Here is a 22,331-nt window from a genome sequence, read left to right on the forward strand (position 1 = left end):
CTCCTCGGTGTCCCGCTGGTTAGGTGATCAGCGGGACGCCGTAGTGGGCGAGCAGACCGAAGGCGAGCCCCCACAGGACGATGGAGATCACCTGCCACACGATGACGGTGTTGCGTGAGGCACCGAAGGAGACCATGGCGCCCGAGGTGATCTGGCTGGGCAGGATCGTCTGGCCCAGCAGGCTCACCCCGGCCACGCCAAAGCGGTCGAACCGCTCCCGCAGTTTGCGCCGGCGTGCTGACTCTGGCTTGTCGCGGGCGACCCGTGACCGCACGGCGTCAGCGCCGAGCACCACCAGGAGCATCGTGATCACGTTGCCGAGGATCGCCATGGTGATGGCGACCGGCAGCGGCAGACCGGCCAGGACCCCGATGACTGATCCGAGGTAGGACTCGATGAACGGGATCGCCCCGGCCGCCACGATCCCCGCCCACTGCAGCCACTCGGGCAGCGATGCCGTGAAGTCCTGCAGTCCCTGAATCAGTGAATCCAACATCACCCCACGCTAGCACACCGTGCTAGCACAGCGTGCTAGCGTGGCTGTCACGTCAGAGATCCTGGGTCATGCCAGAGTGCTTGTCTGACACCAGAGAGGGGACAGCTCAGTGGTCGACCGCAGGCACCAGATCGTGCAGGCAGCCCAGGCCGTGATCGCGCAGGAGGGCCTGGGTGCGCTGAGCGTGCGCACGACGGCAGCGCGCGCGGGCATCGGGGCCAGCACGCTGCGGCACTACTTCCCCACCCAGCAGGCGCTGTTCGACGCGGTGGTGTCCGACTCTTTCAACGCGCAGCTGGACGACCTGCGGATCGCCGACACGCACGTCCCGGCGGCAGACCGGCTGCTCGAGTGCCTGGCCCAGTTCCTGCCACCCAGTGACGACGAGATCGCCCAGCTCCTCAACTGGCTCGCGATGTACACCGCCGCCCTGGGCCCGGATCGCACGGAGCAGGGCGCGCGGGCCCTCATCAGCCTCACCGAGCTGGGGCGGCAGCGCGTCGTGGCGTGGCTGGAGGTGCTCGGTGATCAGGGAGAGCTGCGCCACCTCGACATGGCGCGTCACGCCGCCGTCTTGCTGACGCACCTCGACGGGCTGTGCCTGGCCCTGCTCGCGCCCGACTCGGGACCGAGCGTGCCGGACGCTCTCGAGCAGCTCCGCGACCTGATCGCGGCCATGGTGGTGCGCTGACGCAGGCGGGCCCGCGACGGTGGGTTGCTAGTCCTCCGGGGCAGGAGCGGGCAGCACACTGCGCAGCCGCAGCGCGAGACCGAGCTCGAGGATGTTCTCGGGGCTCTGCCACCCGTCGCCCAGCAGCCGGCCGATCCGGTCGAGCCGCTGGGTGACCGTGTTGGGGTGGACGTGCAGCCGCTCACCGGTCCGGGACAGGTGCCGGTCCTCGGCCAGCCACGTCTCCAGAGTCTGCAGGAGCACGGTGCCGCGCTGTCGGTCATAGTCGAGCAGCGGACCCAACCGAGCCTGCACGTGCTCGTCCGGGTCATGCCGCCCCATCAGCAGCCCGACGAACCCCAGGGCCGCGGCATCGGCGACATCCCCTCGGCGGCCGAGGGCCAGCAGTGCGTCCAGGCAGCGGGCAGCCTCCTCGTATGCCGTGCGCACCCCGTCCACGCCCGTCACCGGACCGGCGACCCCCACCGTGGGAACAGCGCGTCCGACCGGCACGGTGCCGGTGCCACCCGTGCGCACCAGGCGCTGCCCGACCTCGAGGGGCTGCTCCTCCGGCAGCACCAGGACGAGGCGCTCCCCCACGTCGGCGCTGAGCCCGTTGTGGTTGGTCGCCAGGTCCACCACCCGCTGCCGGAGCTGGTGGTCGGCCCCGTCGAGGACGAGCACCGCATGCGGCTGGGCCAGGTCCGCACCCAGCAGGCTGGCTCGCGCGGTCAGCGAGCCCGCACCAGAGCTGCCGACGAGCAGGTCGACGAGCAGGTCTCCGCGACGCCGCGTCTGTGCCTCCGAGAGGCTGCGCTGGATGACCATGATCAGGGCCGCGGTCGTCGCGGCCCGCTCGAGGATCCGACGGGCGACGTCATCGACCTCGCTGCGGGTCAGCACTGCCGCCAGGGGCGTGCCGCCGGCAAAGACCGGTGCGATGCTGACGCCGCCCAGCACGTGGGTCCCGGTGTCCTGGAAGGCAGCCGTGACCAGCTCGAGCTCGTGCTCGGCCGGTGGCTCGTCGGGCGCGCTGGTGGCCAGGGTGGCACCTCGCGCGTCGATCACGTGGACCGGCTCCTGCAGCACCTGGTGCAACTCGTGGGCGAGGTCGTCCAGTGATCCGCCCTGCAGCACGACACCGGTGAGCCGCTCGTGGGCCACGCTGGCCAGCTGCACGCCCTCCACGTTGTGTCGCAGCAGGTCGCTGGTCTCCTTCAGGTCCGCCAGCGCTGCCTGCGTCTCCTTGATGCGGCGGGTGTTGTCCAGCGCGATGGCGGCGTGCCCTGCAAAGCTGCTCAGCAGGTCCACATCGGCCCGGCTGAACGGACGCACCTCGTGATTCGCGGCATACAGCACCCCGATCACCGTGCGCCCCAACAGAAGTGGGACACCGAGGATGGCCCGCAGCTCCTCGCTGCCCACCGCCGAGTCGATGGTCCTGGTGTGGTTGAACCGCTCGTCCGCGAAATAGTCCGGGGTCATATAGGGCCGCGCCGTCTGTGCGACCAGACCACCCAGCCCCTCGCCGAAACCGAGCCGGACCTGCCGGAACTCCTCACTGTGGATCCCCTCGGTGACCCGCATCGTGGTCGCCCCCTCGTCGTCGTCATTGAGCGAGAGATAGGAGACGTCGCAGGCCAGCAGCGTGCGGGCCCGGCGCACGATCGCCTCGAGGACGTCGTCGAGGTCCTTGAGCGCGGCCAGGTCGGCCACGGTGTCGAACAGGGCAGTCAGCTCGGCCTCACGGCGCCGGTCCTGCTCACGCAGCCCGCGGGCCCGCAGGGCGAGCGCGTGGGCCCGGTCGGCCGCGTCACCCTCGGTCTCCACTGTCGAGCGGCGCAACTCCTCATAGTCCGCGAGCGGCCGGTCATCGGCCAGCAGCGCGAGGAACTGCTCCGCCAGGCTCGGCTCAGGCACCGGTGTGCGCCTCCCAGACCAGGCCCGCAGCGACCAGGTCCTCCAGCGCCGTGCCCACCGACTTGAAGACGGTCACCTCATCATTGCCGGAGCGACCGGCGTGGGTCCCGTTGACCAGGTCGGTCAGGGTCGCGAGGACATCAGTTTCCTGCAGTATGCCGTCGCCCAGGGGGCCGGTCAGGTCGCCGGCCTCGTGGAGCGCCTCGCGCACGTCGACGAACAGGCTGGCCGAGGTGATCAGGGCCGCGTCGGCCTCGACCATCGCGGGAGTGAAGGCGCCGATCAGGTCCACGTGGGTGCCGGGCTGCACGTCCTGCGCCAGCACCAGCGGGCTGGTCGCGGAGGTGGCCGCGGTGATCACATCGGCGCTGCGCACGGCGGCACGCAGGTCGGGGGCCACCTCGGCGTTGACTCCCTCGTCGCGCAGACGAGAGACCAGTTCCGTTGCACCCGAGGGGGTTCGGCTCCAGACCCGGGTCAGGCCGACGTCCCGCACAGCGCGATAACAGGCGGGGATGGCCGCGGCAACGTTACCGGCGCCGATCAGCAGGTGCTCGCCCACCTCGCGGGGAGCCAGCAGGTCCGCGGCGAGCGCGCTGGCGGCGGCGGTCCGCCAGCGGGTGAGCTCGGTGCCGTCGAGCACGGCCACGGGTTGGCCGGTGGTGGCGCTGGAGAGGAGGTAGGAGCCAAACAGCCCGGGCAGTCCCTGCCCTCGGTTCTGCGGATAGTGACCGACCACCTTGACGCCGAGCCAGCGGCCGCGCTGCCACGCCGGCATCACCAGCAGCGTCGCCTCGAGCGCCTCATCGATCGGGTAGTGCTCGCGCTCCGGGACCACGGCGGCCTCCGGCTCGGCAAACGCTGCGCGCAGGGCCTCCACCAGCGCCCCTGGGTCGAGGATCCGGCGGACCGCCGCAGCGTCAAGAAACTCCACCACCCCACCTAACCACCCCCCACCCTTACGACCGAGCGCGTGGGGACCCGAGATCCCAACCCACCGAGCGCATGGGGACCCGAGATCCCAACCCACCGAGCGCATGGGGACCCGAGATCCCAACCCACCGAGCGCATGGTGGCGTGCCGTCGCGGCTGCAACTCTCGTCGCCGGTGCGCTCGGTGGCGAGCTGAATCAGGCGCCCACGCGCTCGGTGGCCAGCTGAATCAGGCGCCCACGCGCTCGGTGGCCACCTGAATCAGGCGCCCACGCGCTCGGTGGCCAGCTGAATCAGGCGCTCACGCGCTCGGTCGAGATGGTGGCCCGGGGGCTCTCAGGACAGGTCGCGCCGGCGGACGACGAGCACCGTGATCAGGGGCAGGGCCACGGCATACGCCAGCACGGTGACCAGGGACTGGGTGCCGCTCAGGGTGTCCAGGACACCCGGGGCTCCTTCCGAGCCACCCTCGACGCCGAGCGAGCCGACCAGGGACCCGGCGGCAGTGCCCGGCAGGATCAGGGTGAACGACTCGACCCAGCCCAGCAGACCGCCCACCCCACGCAGCAGGTTCTCCACGACCAGCGCCCACACCAGGCCGAGGCCGACCGCGAGCGCGGGGCTGCGGGCCAGGGTGCCGAGCAGATAGCCGAACAGTGCCCACATCAGCAGGACCAGGAAGGCGATGCCGACCCCCTGACCCAGGTCGAGTGCCGAGGGCAGCACCACGTCAACGCCCTCCACGAGGGCGAGCGAGGTCGAGATGCCCAGGGCGAGCGCTGCCGTGGCCAGGACTGTCACGGCGACCACGACGGTCAGGGACAGCAACGAGCCGAGCGTGACACTGGTGCGCGACGGACCCTGGGTGAAGATCGTCTTCCAGCTGCCCCAGCCATAGCCGCTGGAGGCCACCATTGCCCCCAGCACCATCATCAACGCACCGCCAAACATGGGGGTGCCGGAGGTGATCGTCGCGGGCACACTGGCCGGCAGCACCGAGCTGAGCAGCACGCCGCCCACCGCATCGTCGGTCGCGAAGCTGACGCTGCCGGTCGCATAGGCCACATAGTTGAAGACATAGCCGAAGAGCACCATCAGCAGCAGCCACGCCGCCCCGACCACCCAGACCGCCGGCCACTTGCGCACCCGCAGCAGGTCCGCCCGGGCACTGGCCACCATCGTCGTCATGACACCGTCTCCTTCTGGGCGACCGCGCCGCCCGTTGTCATCTCAAAGAACACGTCCTCCAGCGAGCGGTCGCCGTGCCGCACGGAGTGGACGTCAACGTCGTGCGCCACCAACTCACGGACCAGCGCGGGTGCCAGCTCCGGGGCCAGGGCCACCAGCAGCTCGCCATGCTCGACGACCACGTCCTCCGCAAACCGGCGGGCCACGCCGAGTGCCTCGCTCACCGGCTCGGCATGGACCCGCAACCGCGGTGTGCCGAGCAGCTCGGCCACCGTGGACTCGCGCAGCAGCCGCCCCTCGCTGATCACCCCGACGCGGTGGCAGATCTCCTGGACCTCCCCGAGCAGGTGGGAGGAGAGCAGCACCGTCTGACCACCTCGGGCCAGGTCGACCACCAGCGACCTCATGCTGGCCATGCCGGCCGGGTCCAGCCCGTTGGTCGGCTCGTCCAGCACGATCAGCTCGGGGTCGCCCAGCAGCGCGGCGGCCACGCCGAGGCGCTGCTTCATGCCCAGGGAGTAGGCCCGGAAGGCGTCCCCACCGCGCGCCGCGAGGTCGACCCGCTCCAGCGCCTCGTCCACCACCACCTCGGGGAGCTCTCGATAGCGCGCCAGGACGCGCAGGTTGTCCCGCCCGGACAGATAGGGCATGAACCCCGGCCCCTCCACGAGGGCTCCGATGCGCTCCATGACCGCGGGAGAGCCCGCAGCGCCGCCCAACACCGTGGCCGTGCCACTGGTCGGCCTGATCAGGCCGAGCAGCATCCGCAGGGTCGTGGTCTTGCCTGCTCCGTTGGGGCCGAGGAAGCCATAGACCTCGCCCCGTCGCACCGTCAGATCCACCCGATCGACGGCGAGCCGTGAGCCGTGCCTCTTGGTGAGGCCGGCCGTCTGCACAACGAGTTCGTTCATGGCTCCACACTCGCTCCGCACCCAGGGTGCGGTCGTCCGCCCGGGTGCGTGATCGGCATACGCAAGATGTCGTATGCCGTGTGCCCGGCTGAGCGGACGAGGCTCGGCCCGGGCGGGCCTAGAGTCGAGGGGACTGGCAGGACCCCCCTGCCCCGCACCAGACGAGGAGGACTCGGCCGCATGCGATTTCGCGCGAAGGACCTGGTGTGGGTCCTGCCTCTCGCGCTCTTTGCGGGGGTGGGCACGATCTTCTCCAGTGCCTTCCCGGAGGACAGTTGGCGTGAGACGAGATCACGCGAGGACGGGTTCGATGGCCCGTGGGGTGACGGGCCGTGGGGTGACGGGCAGCTCTCCGAGGCGCTCGACACGGGGGTGCTCGTGGCTGCGGCCATCGTGGTCCTGGCCGCCCTGGTGCAGCTGGCGGCACGCGCCCGGCCCGGGACCACGCTGCTGGTGACCGGTGCCCTGGTGGGCGGCTATCTCGCCCTCGGCTTCCACGACGGCCCGGTCTTCGTGGTCCTCGTGGTGAGCTCGTTCGTCGCCGCCTGCCACGCGCCACTGCGCACGTGGGGACGCTGTGTCGGCGTGACCCTCGTCGTGGTGCTGGGCGGCATGGTCGTGCGCGAGCTGGGTGACGCGGACGGTTTTGCGGTGTCGACCCTGTGGCAGGCCAGCGCGACCCTGGGTCTCACCCTGGCTGCGGGGCTGCTCGGCAGTCTGCTCCGCGGCCGGCGCCACGCGGCCCGCGAGCAGGCACAGCACGCCGCCACCGCGGAGCAGCTCCGGACAGCTCAGGAACTGCACGACGGTGTGGGGCACGGGCTGGCGGTGATCGCGATGCAGTCTGGCGTCGCCCTGCACGTGCTGGACCGCGACCCGGCAGCTGCCCGTGCCGCCCTGGAGGCGATCCGCGACACGAGCCGGGAGTCGCTGGGGTCGCTGCGGGTGGAGCTGTCCCGGATGGCCGGGCAGGAGGCCCCGCGCCGGCCCCGGCCGGGCCTGGCTGACCTGCCCGCGCTGGTGGCGCGCGTCGAGGGTGCTGGGGTGCGGGTGACGGTCCGCGATGACGTGTCCCACGAGGTCCCCGATGGCGTGCCCGAGGAGGTGGGTGCGGCGGTGTATGCCATCGCTCAGGAGGCGCTGACCAATGTGCTGCGGCACTCTCAGGCGCAGCACGTTGAGCTGACGCTGACCGTGGACGCGCAGACGCTTCGGCTGACCGTGCGGGATGACGGCACGGGTGGCGCGGTGCACCGTGAGGGCATGGGCCTGCCCGGGATGCACGATCGCGCGAGAGCTGTCGGAGGCACCCTGTCGGCCGGTCCTCGGTCGAGCGGTCCTCGGCCGGGCGGTCCTCGGCCGGGCGGCCCTCAGGCGACGGGCCGTCAGTCGGCTAGCGGCTTCGAGGTGTCCGCCGACCTGCCACTGGAGGGCTCATGATCCAGGTTGCGCTCATCGACGACCAGGCGCTGGTGCGGGTCGGGCTGTCCACGCTGATCGGCTCCGAGGACGGGCTCGAGGTGGTGGGCGAGGCCGCGGACGGCCGCAGCGGCCTGGCCCTGATCCGGCGCACCCGACCCGACGTCGTGCTCTGCGACATCCGGATGCCGGTCCTGGACGGGCTGGGGCTGCTCGAGCAGGTCTCGGCCGACGCCGCGCTGGCGGACGTGCGCGTGGTGATGCTGACGACCTTCGAGCTCGATGAGTATGTCTTCGAGGCGCTGCGCCTCGGGGCCAGCGGCTTCCTGCTCAAGGATGCCGAGCCCACGGCGCTGCTGGAGGCAGTGCGAGTCGTCGCTGACGGTGGCTCGCTGCTGGCACCGTCGGTGACGCGCCGGGTGATCGAGCACTTCGGGCAGACCGCGCGGTCCACGCGGGTGCATCCCGAGCTGCACCGGCTCACCGAGCGGGAGCGCGAGATGGTCGCCTGGGTCGGCACCGGACAGTCCAACCAGGAGATCGCCGCGCAACAGTTCCTCAGCCCGGACACGGTCCGCACCCATGTCTCCCGGGCCATGGTCAAGCTGCACGCCCGCGATCGGGCCCAACTGGTCGTCTTCGCCCTCGAGTCCGGACTGCGACCCGACACGCGCGACTGACGGCCCCCAGCGCCACGGGCTGCGGCTCAGAACCGAAAGCGCGTGCAGTCCTTCGGGAAGTCGAACCAGGCCATCGCCCGCCGCGGCGTGATGACCCGCAACCCACCGCCGTCCTGACCCGACCACGAGTCAGGTCCCGGCGAGTACCCGCTGTCCGCATACTTCCCGAACGCCTCGGACAGCCGTGCCCCGAGTCCGTCGGCAGCGGCGTGCGTCGCGACCGAGTCACCCTCGATGATGATCACCTCGGTGCCGCTCTCCAGGGTCAGCGTGACCGCCGGGTTCACCTCGACGTTGCGGGTGTGCCGGGTGGTCGGGGCGCCGTCATACCAGAAGCGCCCATCGAGCCACACGCCCCAGCGGGGCACCGAGTGTGGGGTGCCATCGGGACGGACGCTGCTGATCCAGTAGTGCTTCGACTGCACGAGCCGGGGCTCCACGTCGGTCCAGGCGAGCTGACCCTCCGCGCTCTCCGGGATGCCATAACCGTCGGGAAACCGTGGCCGGTCTGCCTGGGGGGCTGCTGTTGTGGGGTCCATGCTCGCGACCGTAGCCCCAGCGGCCGACACCAGCATGGCGCGCTCGGTCGTCCAGTCTGGTGTGCGTGCCCGCGCATCCGTCGAGTGTTGCCACCACCACCAGGTCGGCCCGGTGCTTGTCCGACGGACCTCTCGGTTGGCCGGGAATCGTCTCCGAGCAGCGTCCACAGCGATCAGCTCACTGTCCTCCCAATCCTCGGGCTTGAGACGCCGTCCTGTTGAGGGTGCGGCACCTTCAGCATCCGTGGCCAGGAGCGCCAGTTCGAACCCCGTCCCCTCAAGGGCCTCGAGGATCCTGCCGAGTTGGAGGTTCGCGGCTGCGGCCTCAAGACGGTGCTGGTGCGTCTTACTCCAACCCCGCATCTGCGCATACGCCCGTTGGCTGGCACCTGCGGCATTGCGAGTTGCCCGCATAGCGAGGCCGATCGACTGGGCGACGGTCAGCGCAACGCGCGCTTCGATCAGTTCCGCGGCAAGGGTCGGGAACAGGCGGCCCGTGCCGCGCACCACCTGTGGCCGTTCCATGCTCGACAGTGTCCCGCAGAGCTGCGGACCGCCGAGAGCTCCTGTGGATAACTTCGGGAGTCATCTCCAGCGGTGCCCTAGCTGCTGCGATCCCCTTCGGTGTGTCGGGCCGAGAGTGCTGAGCACGCAGTGACGTGAGCCTATTGACTGCCCCGAGATACGGACCACGGCACGCGGTCGCCATGTTCTCCTGCTCGGGGCCTCACGCTGCCGTTCTCCTGCTCGGCAGCAAGGCCCACACTGCGGTCCGCATTGCGGGGCAGCCAATATGTCGGGGGCACCCCAGAAGCCACACCCAGGCGTCCGGCCCTGGGCGATCCCGAGACGATGTCTGCCAGCCCCTACGTCAGCCGTCACGCCCCAGCAGGTCGAACCGCTGGATGGTCTCCTCGCGGTCTGGGCCGACCCCGATCGCGGACACGCGCGCACCGATCAGCTCCTCCAGGCGGAGCACGTAGTTGCGGGCGTTCTCCGGCAGTTCCTCAAAGGTGCGGCACTGGCTGATGTCCTCCCACCAGCCCGGCAGCTCCTCATAGATCGGCTTGGCGTGGTGGAAGTCGGACTGGTTGACCGGCATCGAGTCGTGCCGGGTGCCCTGCACGTCGTAGGCAACGCAGACCGGCACCTTCTCCAGCCCGGTGAGGACGTCGAGCTTGGTGATCACGAAGTCGGTGACGCCGTTGATCCGCTGGGCATAACGGCCCATCACTGCATCGACCCAACCGCAACGGCGGGGTCGCCCCGTGGTCGTGCCGTACTCCGCGCCGGTCTTGCGCAGGAACTCACCCATGTCGTCGTGCAGCTCGGTCGGGAACGGCCCCTCGCCCACCCGGCTGGTGTAGGCCTTGAGGATGCCGATCACCGAGTCGATGCGCGTCGGTGCGACACCCGAGCCGGTGCAGGCTCCGCCCGCGGTCGCGTTGGAGGAGGTCACGAACGGATAGGTGCCGTGGTCGACGTCGAGCAGGGTGGCCTGCCCGGCCTCGAAGAGCACGGTCTGGTCTGCGTCGAGCGCCTCGTTGAGGACCAGGGCCGTGTCAGAGACCATCGGGCGGATCCGCTCGGCGTGCCGGAGCAACTCCTCCATGACCTCGTCGACCTCGATGGCGCGACGGTTATAGATCTTCAGCAGTAGCTGGTTCTTGGTGTCCAGCGCCGCAGTGACCTTCTGACGCAGGATCGACTCGTCATACAGATCCTGCATCCGGATCCCGACGCGGCTCATCTTGTCCGCATAGGTCGGGCCGATGCCGCGCCCGGTCGTGCCGAGCTTGCGACTGCCCAGGAACCGCTCGGTCACCTTGTCCAGGGTGCGGTTGTAGGGCGGGATGACGTGGGCGTTCGCACTGATGGCGAGTTTGGAGGTGTCGACGCCGCGAGCCTCGAGGCCATCCAGTTCCTCGATGAGCACGCTCAGGTCCACGACGACACCGTTGGCGATCACGGGGACACAGCCGGGGCTGAGGATGCCGGAGGGCAGCAGGTGCAGGGCATATTTCTGGTCGCCGATGACGACCGTGTGACCGGCGTTGTTTCCGCCGTTGAATTTCACGACGTAGTCGACGCTGCTGCCCAGCAGGTCCGTCGCCTTACCCTTGCCCTCGTCGCCCCATTGGGCTCCTACCAGGACCACTGCCGGCATACTGCCCACCTCGCTGTCAGGGAAACTCTCGGGGGTCAGGCTATCGGTCGGTCACCGACAAGGTGGCCGACACCCACCCCCAGCCGTATGCCGAGGGTCGACCGACCCGACAAACTTGGGTCCGAGTGCCAACCAGTTGGCGCCCGGAGAGCGTTGAAGGGATAGGAGGTGCTCGATGTCCGACCCGGATCAGTCCTACGCCGACTATGTCAGGGCGCGCCAGGCGGCGCTGCTCCGCTCGGCGGCGCTGATCACGGGTGACCCCCACCGGGCACAGGACCTCCTGCAGGATGCGCTGATCAAACTGGCCACACGTTGGGAGCGGGTCAGTCAGGGCAGTCCGGACGCCTATGTCCGGCGGGTGATGTATCGAGACAACATCTCCGCGTGGCGCAGGCACGGACGTGAGGTGCCGGTTGGCGACGTGGCCGAGGGAGCACGACCGGTCGGGGCCAACGACCCGGTCGATCCCTCGGCGCGCGTCACCGGACTGGATGTGCGGCGGGGTCTGCTGGAGCTCACCGACAAGCAACGCACCGTGTTGGTGCTGCGCTATTACGACGACCTGTCCGAGACACAGATCGCCGACACCCTCGGCGTCAGCCGGGGCACGGTCAAGAGTCAGGCGCACGCGGCACTGGGCCGGTTGCGGCAGCTGCTCCCGCAGGCTGCCGATGCACTCGTCGGGACGGAGGAAGCGCGATGAGCGATGAGGAGATCCGAGATCTGCTCGACCTCGGGGCTGCGGACTATGAGTTCGGCCCCCCGATCGAGGCGGACGAGACCTGGGCGGCCGGGCGCCGCTCGCACACCAGGCGCTCCTGGGGCGTCGGTCTGGGCGCTGTGGCCGCTGCTGCTGCCGTGGTCGGCGTCGTCTGGACCCAGGGTCTGGGCGGTGGCGAGGACACTCCACCTCCACCACAGCCGGCTGATGGGACGCTGACCGGGCCGGTCCCAACGTTGACCGACACCGGCGCAGAACCCCGGGGCGAGCCGTTCTTCGCACAGTTCGAAAAGGCCGGCAACGAGGCTCCCGCCCAGCTGAGCGGCGCGTCTGAGCCCGCGACGCTGGCGGACCTGCAGGGCACCTGGATCGGACCCGAAGGCGAGGAGTTCACCTTCGACGGGGAGCAGCTGAACGCCGTGAGTTCTGCCTGTCACAGCAACGCCGGGACCGTCGAACTGACGCCAGAGGGACGGCTGCGCCCCGTGAGCTCGTGGGATGCCACCGTCGCCAACGGCAACTGCCCACAGGAGGCGGCGATGCCGCCCTGGGGGCCGGCACTGCACCAGGGGCCGTTCGTGAGCCTGGACGACGAGACACTGATGATCAGCGGTCTCGACGGCACCACCGCCGAGCCGCGGGTGCAGGTCGCGCTGACGCTCGGGCAGGTCGATGAGACGGGGTTCAACTGGGCTGACGTGCCATCCGCCACCGGCGTCACGCCGATCACGCTGGGCCACGACTTCGCGCTGTCGCTCTCTGGAGATGACGACGAGACTCTGGGCAGCATCAACCTGGTCCGGCTCGAGGAGATTCCGGGGATCGCCGCGGCCGCCCAGGACCCTGAGATCGAGGTCATCGGCTCTCCCGGCACCTGCCCCCAGGTCATGGAGAGCTCACTGCGAACCGACGACGTGCTCCTCGCGGGGCCGCCCAGGCCGATGCCGGCGTGCGCCGACGGGAGCGCCGCCTTCCTACCGCCCTCCGAGCCACCGCCTGCCGCCGTCGCCCTGCTGCGCAGCGGGCCGACCATCAGCCTCGACGACGACACTCTAGTGATCAGCGGGACGATCCCGGAGTCGCTCGTGGACCAGGCAACGCCCCCGTCCGACGCCACCGCCCCAACCAGCGAACCACCGAACGAAGAGGGCGCCGAAGACCCGCCGGTCAGTGGCGATCTGCCCGAGTCGAGCGGCCCGTCCGTCCTGGTGGTGATGTCCGAGGGGGCCTGGGAGCCCACGGGTGAGTTGACCCCGCTGACCGACAGGCAGGCCGTCGACCAGCGCTGGCTGCCGGTGACGACGGACAGCGAGCCACCGGAGGTGGGGCTTGATCCCTCCGGTGACCGTGGCCTGAGTTTCGACGGAACCACCTGGCGGATCCGTGACTGCGGCATCGACATCTCCATGGACGGTGCGATCGAGAACGGCCGGTTGCTGACCCGTGGCGAGCCTGTGGTCGTGCCCGACCCGGACCCCGGTGCCGCCTGCACATTCCCGTTGACGGCTGACGACTGGGTCGGCATCCTGACCGGTGAGCCGATGCTGAGCACCGACAGCGAGATCCTAGTGATCGAGGGGACGGTCGAGGACTCCTTCCAGGTCCCGGTGGGGATGGCGCTGCTGCCCGCCGGGGTGACTGACCCAACAGTGGGACCCGTGACGACCGTGACGCCAGAGGACCTGGCGGCCGGACTGACCGAGGCCCCCGCGGATGACATCGGGGTCTCCGACGTGCGCGATCCGCAGCCGGAGCACGCCACGACGCTCTCCATGCAAGACCATGTGGTCACCGTCGACGTCGGATGTGACGAGCCGCTGCGCGGACCGGCGTGGTTCACGCACGTGGGCCCGGAGGAGTTCAACTGGCAGCTCGTCGCGGCGCTAGGCAATGACCCGGACTGCGCTGGCCCCGCGGCCGCGGACGCCCAGTTGTGGCGGCAGATGCTGGCTGAGGGAGTGTTCCTGCACCACTCCGGTGACTACGTCATCCTCGACTCGATGGCCGAGCCGCCCGCCGACCGGTAGGTAGTTAAGCGCAGCGGCGGCGGCTCCTCACTCCAGCAGCCCCCGGCGGCTGACTGCGAGACCGAGCTGAAAGCGGGTCTCGACCCCGTGCTCGTCCATCATCGCGGACACCCGGCGGCGCACGGTGCGCAGACCCAGGCCAAGGTGCCGGGCGATGGCCTCATCCTTGAAGCCCAGCGCCAGCAATTCCAGCAGCCGCAGATCAGCCTTGGCGGCACCACCGTCGTGGACCGGGTCGGCCCGCCGCCAGAGCTCCTCGAACAACGCACCAAACATCCGCTGCATGTTGGGCGCACGCACCAGGAGCATGTCGGGGGCCTGGACGACCGGCTCCTCGTCGTCAGACAACAGCACGCCACTGTCGCCAAAGACCAGGAAGTCCAGCGGCACATCCTCGAGATAGCGCTGGCGCTCCCCCGCCTCGGCGCGTGTCTCGGCCAGCCGGCGCCAATCCGGGTCGGCCAACACCGACAGCGGGAAGACTGATCGCTGCTGGCGACCACTGGCCATCACCTGAGCACGGAGTCGCTTGACTGACTCAAGGTGCCCCGGCCCTCCGGCCAGTGTCGACGTCACTTGCAGGAGCGGTCCGTCGGAGGCGCGGATCAGCCGCTCGATCACCGCCGACACCTCGGCGGCTGGGATGCGCTCCCACGGCGACACCGGCGGCCCCGACTCCTGCATGCCTTGGCGGAAGTCTGCCTCGTAGGTCTCGATCGCGAGGCGCACATCGATCAAACCCTGCCGACGCTCGGTGAGCTCGGCCTCCTCATCATCGAGGAGCCGCCCGAGGGCCTGACGTGGGTCATCGGCGCTGATCGCCGACCCCTCCCCCAGGTGGATCAGACGCAGACGCTCCAACTCGGCCAGTTGGCGAGCAGCCTTGGACAGGGTCCACCCCAGCTCCCCCGCATGTTCCTCGATCGTGGCGGGTCCACGGCGCAGGATGTGCCGATAGAGCACCTGCGTCTGAGCCGTCAACTGCAGTGCCGAAAGTTTACGGTTCACGTATGGCAGGTTAAGGCCACTGGCAGTGAAATGCCAGGATTGCGGCAAACCGTGAGGCAGTATCTATACCCGTCGGACACACCGTACGGGGACGCGAGGTCTGACATAGGGGGATGCGGCCGGGGCCGCCGTCTTCGGACGGAGGCCGCCGGCCGCCTCTATTCACACAGTCAGAGACCGAGCTCGCGATCTGCCTCGGCGGACGAGTCGCGCAGGAAATCTGCGCAGCGACGCTGCTCGTCGGTCTCGCCGATCCGGCCCGCCGCCTTCGACAGGGCCGCGAGCGCCCGCAGGAAACCACGGTTGGGCGCATGACTCCAGGGCACCGGGCCCTGGCCCTTCCAGCCAGCTCGCCGCAGGGCGTCCAGCCCACGGTGATAGCCGGTGCGCGCAAACGCATAGGCCTCCAGGTCATCGCCCTCAGACAGAGCGTGTTCGGCCAGCTCGGCCCAGGCCAGGCTCGAGGTCGGTTGCCCAGCCGCGACCTCGCGCGGGTCCACACCCTGCTCGAGCCGGGCCGCGGCACCATCCTCGGGGAGCAGCGTCTCGGGGATCCCCATCAGGTTGCCCCCGCCCATGACGGCCCCGCTGCCGAGGCTCACTTGCTTGTCCCGGCCGAGCGCAGGTTCTTGCAGGCCTCGACGACGCGCGCGGTCATGCTGGCCTCGGCCTCCTTGCCCCAGGTGCGCGGGTCATACATCTTCTTGTTGCCGACCTCGCCGTCCACCTTGAGCACGCCGTCATAGTTGCCGAGCATGAAGCCAGCGACCGGGCGGGTGAACGCATACTGCGTGTCGGTGTCGACGTTCATCTTCACGACGCCGTAGTCGACCGCGTCGGAGATCTCCTGGGCGGACGATCCCGAGCCGCCGTGGAAGACCAGGTCAAACGGCAGAGCGCCCTCCTCCAGCCCCAGCTCCTTGGCAGCTGCGGCCTGCGCGACCTTGAGGATCTCTGGGCGCAGCTTGACGTTGCCCGGCTTGTAGACGCCGTGCACGTTGCCGAAGGTCAGGGCGGTCAGGTAGCGGCCCTCCTCGCGAGAGCCCAGCGCCTTGATGGTGGCAATCGCGTCGTTGGGGGTGGTGTAGAGCTTTTCGTTGATCTCGTGGGCGACGCCGTCCTCCTCGCCGCCGACGACGCCAATCTCGACCTCGAGGATGATGCGCGCCTGCTGGCACAGGTCGAACAGCTCCACGGCGACCTGCAGGTTCTCGTCCAGGTCGATCGCCGACCCGTCCCACATGTGCGACTGGAAGTAGGGCAGCCCGCCCTGCTTGACCCGCTCGAGCGACGCCGCGATCAGCGGGCGCACGAAGCCGTCCAGCTTGTCCTTGGGGCAGTGGTCGGTGTGCAGCGCGATGTTGACGTCATACTTCTTGGCGACCTCGGCGGCGAACGCCGCGAAGGCCAGCGAGCCGGTCACCATGTCCTTCACACCCTGGCCGGAGAAATACTCCGCGCCACCGGTCGAGACCTGGATGATGCCGTCGCTGCCCGCGTCGGCGAAGCCCTTGATGGCGGCGTTGAGGGTCTGGCTCGAGGTGACGTTGATGGCCGGGTAGGCGAAGTTCTCAGCCTGGGCCCGGTCGATCATGTCGGCGTAGACCTCAGGGGTCGCGATGGGCATGGGTCCTCCTCGGTGAGGCGTTCGTGAGCGGTCCTTGTCACCCATCGTTCCACACGGAGTATGCCGTGGGGCAGGGTGATCTGTCCGTCACCGCAGGGCCCGGTGCCCGGGCGGACTCAGGCGTGCTGGAGCGCCCAGTGATACATGACGATCGCGGCCGCCGCACCGGCATTGATGGAGCGCGTCGAGCCGTGCTGGGAGATCTCCAACAGCGCCGAGCACCCCGCCACCGCCTCCGGGCTCAGACCCGGCCCCTCCTGCCCGAACAACAGCACGCAGCGCTCCGGCAGCGCATAGCCCTCGATCGGCACCGCCCCCGCCACATTGTCCAAACCGATCACCGGGATGCCCCGGCCTCCGCCCACGCCGGAGTCCTGCTGGGCCGCCCAATCGAGCAGGTCCTGCACGTCGGGGTGGTGGTGCTCGTGCTGATAGCGGTCGGTCACCATGGCGCCGCGCCGGTTCCACCGGCGCTTCCCGACGATGTGGAAGGCCGCGGCGTTGAAGGCGTTGGCGGTGCGGATCACCGAGCCGATGTTGAAGTCGTGGCCCCAGTTCTCGACGGCCACGTGGAAGCCGTGCCGTCGGGTGTCCAGGTCGGCCACGATCGCCTCGTGCCGCCAGTAGCGATAGTCGTCAACGACATTGCGGCGGTCGCCCTCGCGCAGTAGGTCTGGATCCAGGTGGGCGGGCAACTCCCCGTCGGCCCCCTGTGGCCACGGACCGTCCCAGGGACCGAGGCCGACCTTTTCGGTGGTGTCGACGTGGGAGCTGTCTGGGTCAGGCACTCGAACCCTTGGCGCCGGCGTTCTCGCGGACGCGGTGCACGACCCACCAGGCCACCAGGACCACCACGACGACGATGACCACCTTCTGGAACCCGTCGGCATACGGCTCGACGCTCTCCCAGTTCTCCCCGAGGTAATAACCAGCCAGCACAAAGATCGAGTTCCAGATCAGGCTGCCGGCCAGGGTCAGGCCGCCGAAGATCAGTGGGGGCATCCGTTCGATCCCGGCCGGGATCGAGATGAGACTGCGAAAGATCGGGATCATCCGACCAAAGAAGACCGTCTTCTTGCCGTGCTTGCTAAACCAGGCCTCGGTCTTGTCCAGATCGCTGATCTTGACAAGCGGCAGACGGTCCCAGATGGCGCGCAGGCGGTCGCGCCCCAGCAACACGCCCAGGAAGTAGAGCGCGTAGGCACCGACGACAGACCCAACGGTGGTCCAGATGATCGCCTCGGCGAGGGTGAACGAGCCCTGGCTGGCCGTGAACCCGGCCAGCGGCAGGATCACCTCACTCGGGATCGGCGGGAACAGGTTCTCGGCAGCAATCGCCAGGCCAGCGCCCGGGCCACCGAGAGTCTCCATCAGGTTGACTGCCCAGCCCGCGACACCCGTCAGCTCCGCCTCGCCGCTCATCTGTCTCCTCTGTCTCCTTGCCCGGGGAGTCCCCCTGTCGACCGGTCGCGCCATTGTCGCAGTCCTGGCCGTGTCTGCCGGTCAGGTGACTGTGCTTCGCGCCCGGCCGTGCCGATCACGTGGAGACCTCGGCCTGTTCGCACTACGGTGAGACACAGGGTGCGGGGGTCTGACCGCCGCGCCCGGCCACAGCGACGGCGACCGCCGTTGCAGGTCTCGACTGACGAGGACGGTGTGACCATGGATTGGAAATGGGTCTGGCTTGTGCTCCTGCTGCTGGTGATTGCCGCCGCAGTCTGGCTGCTGCTGCGTCGCCCGGGAGGCACAAACGAGGTTTCGGGGACATCCGACCCAGAGCTTCGTCCACACACCAACACCGACACGGCCCCGCCGGCCCAGGCTGGGGGTTACGCCGCAGGCTCAGAGAGTGCAGCGGGACCAGGCGCACCAGCCCAGGATCAGCAGGCGGCGGCCCCCTACGACCAGGCTGGCTCGGCACCTTTCGACCAGCAGGCGGGTGCCCAGCCTGCGCAGGACGCTGGCTACCAGCAGCACGCCGGTGATGCGCAGGACGCCGGCACTCAGCCCGGCGCCGGATATCCCGAGGCGGGTCAGACCGACTACATCGCAGAGGGCACTGCAGACGCACCTGCCTCCGACGGCGGTCGCTCGAGTGACTACGCCTACACCGACACCCAGCCGGCAGCCGAGGTCAGCGACTACTCGCAGGAGGCGACGTATACCGACACCGCCACCGGCGAGGTCGGACAGGCAGACACGGTTGCGCAGGGCGAGGCGCCGGCCGACACCACCTACGGTCAGGCTCCCGCGGGCGACGCCTACGGTCAGGCTCCCGCAGGTGACGCCTACGGTCAGGCCCCCGTCGAGGACACCGCGTATGCCGCTGAGCCCACCGATCCGGTGACGCAGGGCGCCGAGGCCACCGACCCGGCCACGGGCTACGCCTACACGGACACGGCGCCAGCAGCCGAGGCTGGTGACTACTCCCAGGAGGCGACCTACACCGACACCGCCACCGGCGAGGTTGCCCAGGCGGACACTGTCCCCGCGGAGACAGACTCCGTTGACCCGACCTACGGGCAGGCTGCTCCGGCCGACGGCACCTACACCGAGGCACCGGCCGACGGCACCTACACCGAGGCACCCGCCGACGGCACCTACACCGAGGCCCCCTACACCGAGGCCCCCGCGACGGATGACGGTTCCGGCGTCTCCGGTGGTGCGGTTGCCGCTGGCGCCGGCGCTGCTGCCGCCGGGGCCGGGGCAACGGCCTGGGCCACCTCGCGCGATGACGACGCGGCACAGACCGCCGAGGGTGCTCCTGCCGGAGACACCAACTGGGGCCAGGGCGAGCCGGTGCAGACCTCGGCAGACTTCGGGGCCGACGAGAGCGGCGCTGCGGCCACCGAGGCTGGCTATGCCGAGCCCCGCACGGACGCCGTGTATGCGGAGACCACGGACACGACCTACGCCGAGGAGCCCGTCGTCGACACTGGCGCGCCCCCCGCTGGGACGACCTACGGCCAGGACGCCCCGGCCTCCGGTGCCGCCCCGGAGGCTTCGCCAGGTGCCACTGCGGACACCGGCGACTACGGCTATGACGAGGCCCGGGCCGGCGCCGCCGCTGGCAGCTATGCCCAGGGCCCGTTCGGCACCGGATCGGCCGAGCCTGGTGAGGACGGCTCCGGCCCGACCGGGTGGTCCATCAAGGGCAATGCGGGATCGATGCTCTTCCACACGCCCGAGTCACCCTCCTACGAGGCAGCTCGCGCCGAGGTGTGGTTCGAGACCGAGGAGGCAGCCAAGGCCGCTGGCTTCGCACACTGGGACCGCAAGCAACGCTGATCAGGCATCGCAGAACTGTGCCCCCGGCTCTGTTGAGCCGGGGGCACAGTTCTGTCCAGATGCAGACACCATCCGGCAACGTGACATTGGTGCGCCGCACGACACCAATGGGTCGACTGGTGCACCTCACGACACCAATGGGTCGGCTGGTGCGCCTCACGACACCAATGTCACGTCCCCCTGGACAGACCCGACACCGCGCTCAGCTGAGCCCGAGGTCACCCATCGAGTAGGCCGCGCGATAGTCCAGACCCTGCTCGCGGACCTTCTCCTCCGCACCGCTGGCCCGGTCGGCGATGACAGCCACGGCGACCACCTCGGCGCCGGCCTCGCGGCAGGCCTCGACAGCCGTCAGCGGCGATCCGCCGGTCGTGGAGGTGTCCTCGACGACCAGCACGCGACGGCCCACGATCGAGGGTCCCTCGACGCGCTGCTGCAGGCCGTGGGCCTTCTCGGCCTTGCGCACCACGAAGGCGTCCAGCCGCCCACCGGAGGCGGCCCGGGCGTGCAGCATGGCGGTCGCCACGGGGTCTGCACCCATCGTCAGGCCGCCCACGGCGTCAAACTCCAGGTCTGCCACGAGGTCGTTCATCACCTGGCCGACGAGCGGCGCGGCCTGCCCGTCGAGCGTGATCCGGCGCAGGTCGACGTAGTAGTCGGCCTCCTTGCCAGAGCTCAGGGTCACTTTGCCGTGCACGATGGCCTGGGTGCGGATCAGGTCGAGGAGGGTGGCGCGCGAGTCAGTCACGACATCGCACCCTACCGGCGGCGCGTGCTCACCTAGGGTGACCCTCATGGGAACTGCACTCGTCACCGGCGCCTCCGCCGGGCTCGGCCGCGCCTTCGCCGTTGAGCTCGCCAGCCGCGGCCACGACCTGGTCCTGGTCGCCCGGGACCACACGCGCCTGGAGGAGCTGGCTGAGGAGCTGCAGACGACGTATGCCGTCAGCACCGAGACCCTGTCAGCTGACCTGGCCGATCGGGACCAGGCCGAGCAGGTCGCCGACCGGTTGCGTGATGCCTCCCGTCCCGTCGACCTGTTGATCAACAACGCCGGGTTCGGCCTCCGGGGAAGCTTTACCAAGGGGGACCTGGCCGATGAGGAGCGGGCCCTGGACGTGATGGTGCGCGCTGTGCTCGTGCTCAGTCACGCGGCGGCCGGGGCGATGCGCGCCCGGGGCCGCGGCGGCATCCTCAATGTCTCCTCGGTGGCAGGCTTTGCGGTGATGGGCAGCTATTCGGCGATCAAGTCCTGGGTCACCGTCTTCACGGAGGCGCTGTCGGTCGAGCTGGCCGGCACGGGGGTCCAGGCCACCGCAGTCTGCCCGGGATTCGTGCACACCGAGTTCCACGACCGGGCGCGGATGAACATGTCGGCCCTCCCCGATGCGCTGTGGCTCGATGTCGACCAGGTGGTCACCGGGGCACTGCGCGACCTCGATGCCGGCCGCACCGTCTCGGTGCCGTCGGCCACCTACAAGGCCGTCACCGCCGGCATCCGGTTGGCCCCGCGCGCCCTGGTGCGGGGGATCTCCAGCAGCCTGGCCCAACGCCGTCGCACTGCTGGCCGACCGTCTGCCTAGGGTGGAGGCATGGTTGCTCCCTCCACCGCCCAGCTCCTCTCCGCCCTGCTCGAGGCCCGCGGCTGGAGTGCCTTCCACATCGACGCGCGGGGGCGGGTCCTGGCGGGACACGACGAGCTGGACCCCGCGGCCATCAGCTTCCTGCACACGCACCTGGCGAGGGGCTGAACGTGCGCATCGCCACCTGGAACGTCAACAGCATCCGCGCCCGCGTCGACCGGGTCATCGCCTTCCTCGAGCGGCACGACGTCGACGTGCTCGCGATCCAGGAGACCAAGTGTCGGGACGACCAGTTCCCGCACCTGCCCTTTGAGGCCGCAGGTTATGAGGTCGCCCATGTCGGGCTGAACCAGTGGAACGGCGTGGCCATCGCCTCGCGTGTCGGCCTGCAGGACACCGAGATCGGCTTCGACGGCATGCCCGGCTGGGGCGATCCCGTCGGGGCAGAGGCCCGAGCGATCTCCGCAGTGGTCGGCGGGGTGCGCGTCGCCTCGCTCTATGTGCCCAACGGCCGGTCCCTGGACGACCCGCACATGGCCTACAAGTTGGACTGGCTGGGGCGACTCGCGGAGTATGCCGGGGGCCGGCTGTCCACAGCCCCCGACGAGCCGGTGGTCCTGATGGGCGACTGGAACATCGCTCCCGAGGACGAGGACGTCTGGTCAATGGCGTTCTACGAGAACAAGACCCACGTCTCCGAGCCGGAGCGAGCGGCCTTCCGGGCCGTCCTGGACGCCGGCTTCAGCGACGTCACCCGAGCCCACACACCGGGACCAGGCACCTACACCTACTGGGACTACACCCGGCTGAGCTTCCCCAAACGGCAGGGCATGCGCATCGACTTCGCGCTCGGTTCGCCGACGTTCGCTGCCCGCGTGACCGACGCGTTCATCGACCGCGACGAGCGCAAGGGCAAGGGCGCCTCCGACCACGCCCCAGTCATCGTGGACCTCGCTGACTGAGCGGTCTGCGGGCGACAGTCCTGCGGGCGACACGGGGTCAAAGTGACCCCGGGGTAACCGCCTGCGGGCCCCTTGCTAGGGTGTCCGTTCCTGCTGGTGGCGGGACCGCGACCCAGGGGTGGTCGCCGACAGATCCTGTGTCTGACAAACCTTTCGGGACAGCAGTGCCGCGTCCGAGAGCGCCTCTTGC

General features: G+C 69.7%; 22 protein-coding genes. 9 read left to right on the forward strand and 13 right to left on the reverse strand.

What is annotated here, in order from left to right:
• Nucleotides 1-19: 19 nt before the first annotated feature.
• Nucleotides 20-484, reverse strand: coding sequence for a hypothetical protein (locus NF556_RS19120; RefSeq protein WP_252595869.1), 465 nt, complete (start codon nucleotides 482-484; stop codon nucleotides 20-22).
• Nucleotides 485-605: 121 nt separating this feature from the next.
• On the opposite strand from NF556_RS19120, the gene NF556_RS19125 reads away from it, so the two are divergent.
• Nucleotides 606-1,187, forward strand: coding sequence for a TetR/AcrR family transcriptional regulator (locus NF556_RS19125; RefSeq protein WP_252592778.1), 582 nt, complete (start codon nucleotides 606-608; stop codon nucleotides 1,185-1,187).
• 27 nt (nucleotides 1,188-1,214) lie between these two features.
• On the opposite strand, the gene NF556_RS19130 is transcribed toward NF556_RS19125, so the two are convergent.
• The 4 genes from NF556_RS19130 to NF556_RS19145 all read right to left on the reverse strand — a co-directional run bounded on the left by NF556_RS19130 (nucleotide 1,215) and on the right by NF556_RS19145 (nucleotide 6,117).
• Nucleotides 1,215-3,086, reverse strand: a complete 1,872-nt coding sequence (locus tag NF556_RS19130; RefSeq protein ID WP_252592779.1) for a helix-turn-helix domain-containing protein — start codon at nucleotides 3,084-3,086, stop codon at nucleotides 1,215-1,217.
• On the reverse strand, nucleotides 3,079-4,020 hold the full coding sequence (gene lhpI, locus NF556_RS19135) for a bifunctional Delta(1)-pyrroline-2-carboxylate/Delta(1)-piperideine-2-carboxylate reductase (protein WP_252592780.1): 942 nt from the start codon (nucleotides 4,018-4,020) through the stop codon (nucleotides 3,079-3,081). The genes NF556_RS19130 and lhpI overlap by 8 nt, the downstream gene beginning before the upstream one ends.
• Nucleotides 4,021-4,354: 334 nt before the next feature.
• Entirely contained in the window at nucleotides 4,355-5,206 is an 852-nt protein-coding gene (locus tag NF556_RS19140) for an ABC transporter permease (protein WP_252592781.1), read from the reverse strand.
• Nucleotides 5,203-6,117, reverse strand: a complete 915-nt coding sequence (locus tag NF556_RS19145; protein ID WP_252592782.1) for an ABC transporter ATP-binding protein — start codon at nucleotides 6,115-6,117, stop codon at nucleotides 5,203-5,205. The genes NF556_RS19140 and NF556_RS19145 overlap by 4 nt, the downstream gene beginning before the upstream one ends.
• A gap of 180 nt (nucleotides 6,118-6,297) precedes the next feature.
• On the opposite strand from NF556_RS19145, the gene NF556_RS19150 reads away from it, so the two are divergent.
• Both NF556_RS19150 and NF556_RS19155 read left to right on the forward strand, forming a co-directional pair.
• On the forward strand, nucleotides 6,298-7,557 hold the full coding sequence (locus tag NF556_RS19150) for a sensor histidine kinase (RefSeq protein ID WP_252592783.1): 1,260 nt from the start codon (nucleotides 6,298-6,300) through the stop codon (nucleotides 7,555-7,557).
• Nucleotides 7,554-8,216 (forward strand): response regulator transcription factor, encoded by a 663-nt coding sequence (locus tag NF556_RS19155; protein ID WP_252592784.1) that lies wholly within the window; start codon nucleotides 7,554-7,556, stop codon nucleotides 8,214-8,216. Before NF556_RS19150 ends, NF556_RS19155 begins: the two co-directional genes overlap by 4 nt.
• Before the next feature lie 26 nt (nucleotides 8,217-8,242).
• Here the strand turns inward: NF556_RS19155 and NF556_RS19160 are convergent, their stop codons facing one another.
• Both NF556_RS19160 and NF556_RS19165 read right to left on the reverse strand, forming a co-directional pair.
• On the reverse strand, nucleotides 8,243-9,280 hold the full coding sequence (locus tag NF556_RS19160) for a pyridoxamine 5'-phosphate oxidase family protein (RefSeq protein ID WP_252592785.1): 1,038 nt from the start codon (nucleotides 9,278-9,280) through the stop codon (nucleotides 8,243-8,245).
• A 346-nt stretch (nucleotides 9,281-9,626) separates the two neighbouring features.
• Complete coding sequence (locus tag NF556_RS19165; RefSeq protein ID WP_252592786.1) at nucleotides 9,627-10,922, reverse strand: adenylosuccinate synthase; 1,296 nt, start codon at nucleotides 10,920-10,922, stop codon at nucleotides 9,627-9,629.
• 175 nt (nucleotides 10,923-11,097) lie between these two features.
• Here NF556_RS19165 and NF556_RS19170 point away from each other — a divergent pair, with 175 nt between their 5' ends.
• Together NF556_RS19170 and NF556_RS19175 are read left to right on the forward strand one after the other, a co-directional pair.
• Nucleotides 11,098-11,628: a SigE family RNA polymerase sigma factor gene (locus tag NF556_RS19170; RefSeq protein ID WP_252592787.1), complete on the forward strand. Its 531-nt coding sequence runs from the start codon at nucleotides 11,098-11,100 to the stop codon at nucleotides 11,626-11,628.
• Complete coding sequence (locus tag NF556_RS19175) at nucleotides 11,625-13,673, forward strand: hypothetical protein (protein WP_252592788.1); 2,049 nt, start codon at nucleotides 11,625-11,627, stop codon at nucleotides 13,671-13,673. Before NF556_RS19170 ends, NF556_RS19175 begins: the two co-directional genes overlap by 4 nt.
• A 27-nt stretch (nucleotides 13,674-13,700) precedes the next feature.
• Here the strand turns inward: NF556_RS19175 and NF556_RS19180 are convergent, their stop codons facing one another.
• From NF556_RS19180 to NF556_RS19200, 5 genes are all read right to left on the reverse strand, one after another.
• Nucleotides 13,701-14,681, reverse strand: coding sequence for a helix-turn-helix domain-containing protein (locus tag NF556_RS19180; RefSeq protein WP_252592789.1), 981 nt, complete (start codon nucleotides 14,679-14,681; stop codon nucleotides 13,701-13,703).
• Between the two features lie 170 nt (nucleotides 14,682-14,851).
• Nucleotides 14,852-15,259, reverse strand: coding sequence for a DUF3151 domain-containing protein (locus NF556_RS19185; RefSeq protein WP_252595870.1), 408 nt, complete (start codon nucleotides 15,257-15,259; stop codon nucleotides 14,852-14,854).
• Between the two features lie 20 nt (nucleotides 15,260-15,279).
• The gene (gene fbaA / locus NF556_RS19190; protein ID WP_252592790.1) at nucleotides 15,280-16,308 is read right to left on the reverse strand and encodes a class II fructose-bisphosphate aldolase; all 1,029 of its coding nucleotides are present in this window, start codon (nucleotides 16,306-16,308) and stop codon (nucleotides 15,280-15,282) included.
• A gap of 116 nt (nucleotides 16,309-16,424) precedes the next feature.
• Entirely contained in the window at nucleotides 16,425-17,096 is a 672-nt protein-coding gene (locus NF556_RS19195; protein WP_252592791.1) for a TrmH family RNA methyltransferase, read from the reverse strand.
• Nucleotides 17,089-17,730, reverse strand: coding sequence for a DedA family protein (locus tag NF556_RS19200; RefSeq protein WP_252592792.1), 642 nt, complete (start codon nucleotides 17,728-17,730; stop codon nucleotides 17,089-17,091). Before NF556_RS19200 ends, NF556_RS19195 begins: the two co-directional genes overlap by 8 nt.
• A gap of 240 nt (nucleotides 17,731-17,970) precedes the next feature.
• On the opposite strand from NF556_RS19200, the gene NF556_RS19205 reads away from it, so the two are divergent.
• Complete coding sequence (locus NF556_RS19205; protein ID WP_252592793.1) at nucleotides 17,971-19,596, forward strand: sunset domain-containing protein; 1,626 nt, start codon at nucleotides 17,971-17,973, stop codon at nucleotides 19,594-19,596.
• Nucleotides 19,597-19,798: 202 nt separating this feature from the next.
• On the opposite strand, the gene pyrE is transcribed toward NF556_RS19205, so the two are convergent.
• On the reverse strand, nucleotides 19,799-20,392 hold the full coding sequence (gene pyrE, locus NF556_RS19210) for an orotate phosphoribosyltransferase (protein ID WP_252592794.1): 594 nt from the start codon (nucleotides 20,390-20,392) through the stop codon (nucleotides 19,799-19,801).
• On the opposite strand from pyrE, the gene NF556_RS19215 reads away from it, so the two are divergent.
• The 3 genes from NF556_RS19215 to NF556_RS19225 are packed head-to-tail and all read left to right on the forward strand — an operon-like array spanning nucleotide 20,391 to nucleotide 22,141.
• Complete coding sequence (locus NF556_RS19215; RefSeq protein ID WP_252592795.1) at nucleotides 20,391-21,179, forward strand: SDR family NAD(P)-dependent oxidoreductase; 789 nt, start codon at nucleotides 20,391-20,393, stop codon at nucleotides 21,177-21,179. The genes pyrE and NF556_RS19215 overlap by 2 nt on opposite strands.
• A gap of 9 nt (nucleotides 21,180-21,188) precedes the next feature.
• Entirely contained in the window at nucleotides 21,189-21,347 is a 159-nt protein-coding gene (locus NF556_RS19220; protein WP_252592796.1) for a hypothetical protein, read from the forward strand.
• Nucleotides 21,348-21,349: 2 nt separating this feature from the next.
• Nucleotides 21,350-22,141 carry an exodeoxyribonuclease III gene (locus tag NF556_RS19225; RefSeq protein WP_252592797.1) on the forward strand — a complete coding sequence of 264 codons (792 nt, stop codon included), beginning with the start codon at nucleotides 21,350-21,352 and terminating at the stop codon, nucleotides 22,139-22,141.
• Nucleotides 22,142-22,331: the final 190 nt, after the last annotated feature.

The organism is Ornithinimicrobium faecis (assembly GCF_023923225.1).
GTDB classification, from domain to species: domain Bacteria; phylum Actinomycetota; class Actinomycetes; order Actinomycetales; family Dermatophilaceae; genus Ornithinicoccus; species Ornithinicoccus faecis.

Excerpts from the sequence above, each read along its gene's own strand:
- NF556_RS19140 (WP_252592781.1), bottom strand. The coding sequence starts at position 5,206 with ATGACGACGATGGTGGCCAGTGCCCGGGCGGACCTGCTGCGGGTGCGC.
- NF556_RS19185 (WP_252595870.1), bottom strand. The coding sequence starts at position 15,259 with ATGGGCGGGGGCAACCTGATGGGGATCCCCGAGACGCTGCTCCCCGAG.
- NF556_RS19175 (WP_252592788.1), top strand. The coding sequence starts at position 11,625 with ATGAGCGATGAGGAGATCCGAGATCTGCTCGACCTCGGGGCTGCGGAC.
- NF556_RS19155 (WP_252592784.1), top strand. The coding sequence starts at position 7,554 with ATGATCCAGGTTGCGCTCATCGACGACCAGGCGCTGGTGCGGGTCGGG.
- NF556_RS19200 (WP_252592792.1), bottom strand. The coding sequence starts at position 17,730 with ATGAGCGGCGAGGCGGAGCTGACGGGTGTCGCGGGCTGGGCAGTCAAC.
- NF556_RS19220 (WP_252592796.1), top strand. The coding sequence starts at position 21,189 with ATGGTTGCTCCCTCCACCGCCCAGCTCCTCTCCGCCCTGCTCGAGGCC.
- NF556_RS19145 (WP_252592782.1), bottom strand. The coding sequence starts at position 6,117 with ATGAACGAACTCGTTGTGCAGACGGCCGGCCTCACCAAGAGGCACGGC.
- NF556_RS19215 (WP_252592795.1), top strand. The coding sequence starts at position 20,391 with ATGGGAACTGCACTCGTCACCGGCGCCTCCGCCGGGCTCGGCCGCGCC.
- NF556_RS19165 (WP_252592786.1), bottom strand. The coding sequence starts at position 10,922 with ATGCCGGCAGTGGTCCTGGTAGGAGCCCAATGGGGCGACGAGGGCAAG.
- fbaA (WP_252592790.1), bottom strand. The coding sequence starts at position 16,308 with ATGCCCATCGCGACCCCTGAGGTCTACGCCGACATGATCGACCGGGCC.
- NF556_RS19160 (WP_252592785.1), bottom strand. The coding sequence starts at position 9,280 with ATGGAACGGCCACAGGTGGTGCGCGGCACGGGCCGCCTGTTCCCGACC.
- NF556_RS19150 (WP_252592783.1), top strand. The coding sequence starts at position 6,298 with ATGCGATTTCGCGCGAAGGACCTGGTGTGGGTCCTGCCTCTCGCGCTC.
- pyrE (WP_252592794.1), bottom strand. The coding sequence starts at position 20,392 with ATGAGGGTCACCCTAGGTGAGCACGCGCCGCCGGTAGGGTGCGATGTC.
- NF556_RS19170 (WP_252592787.1), top strand. The coding sequence starts at position 11,098 with ATGTCCGACCCGGATCAGTCCTACGCCGACTATGTCAGGGCGCGCCAG.
- NF556_RS19205 (WP_252592793.1), top strand. The coding sequence starts at position 17,971 with ATGGATTGGAAATGGGTCTGGCTTGTGCTCCTGCTGCTGGTGATTGCC.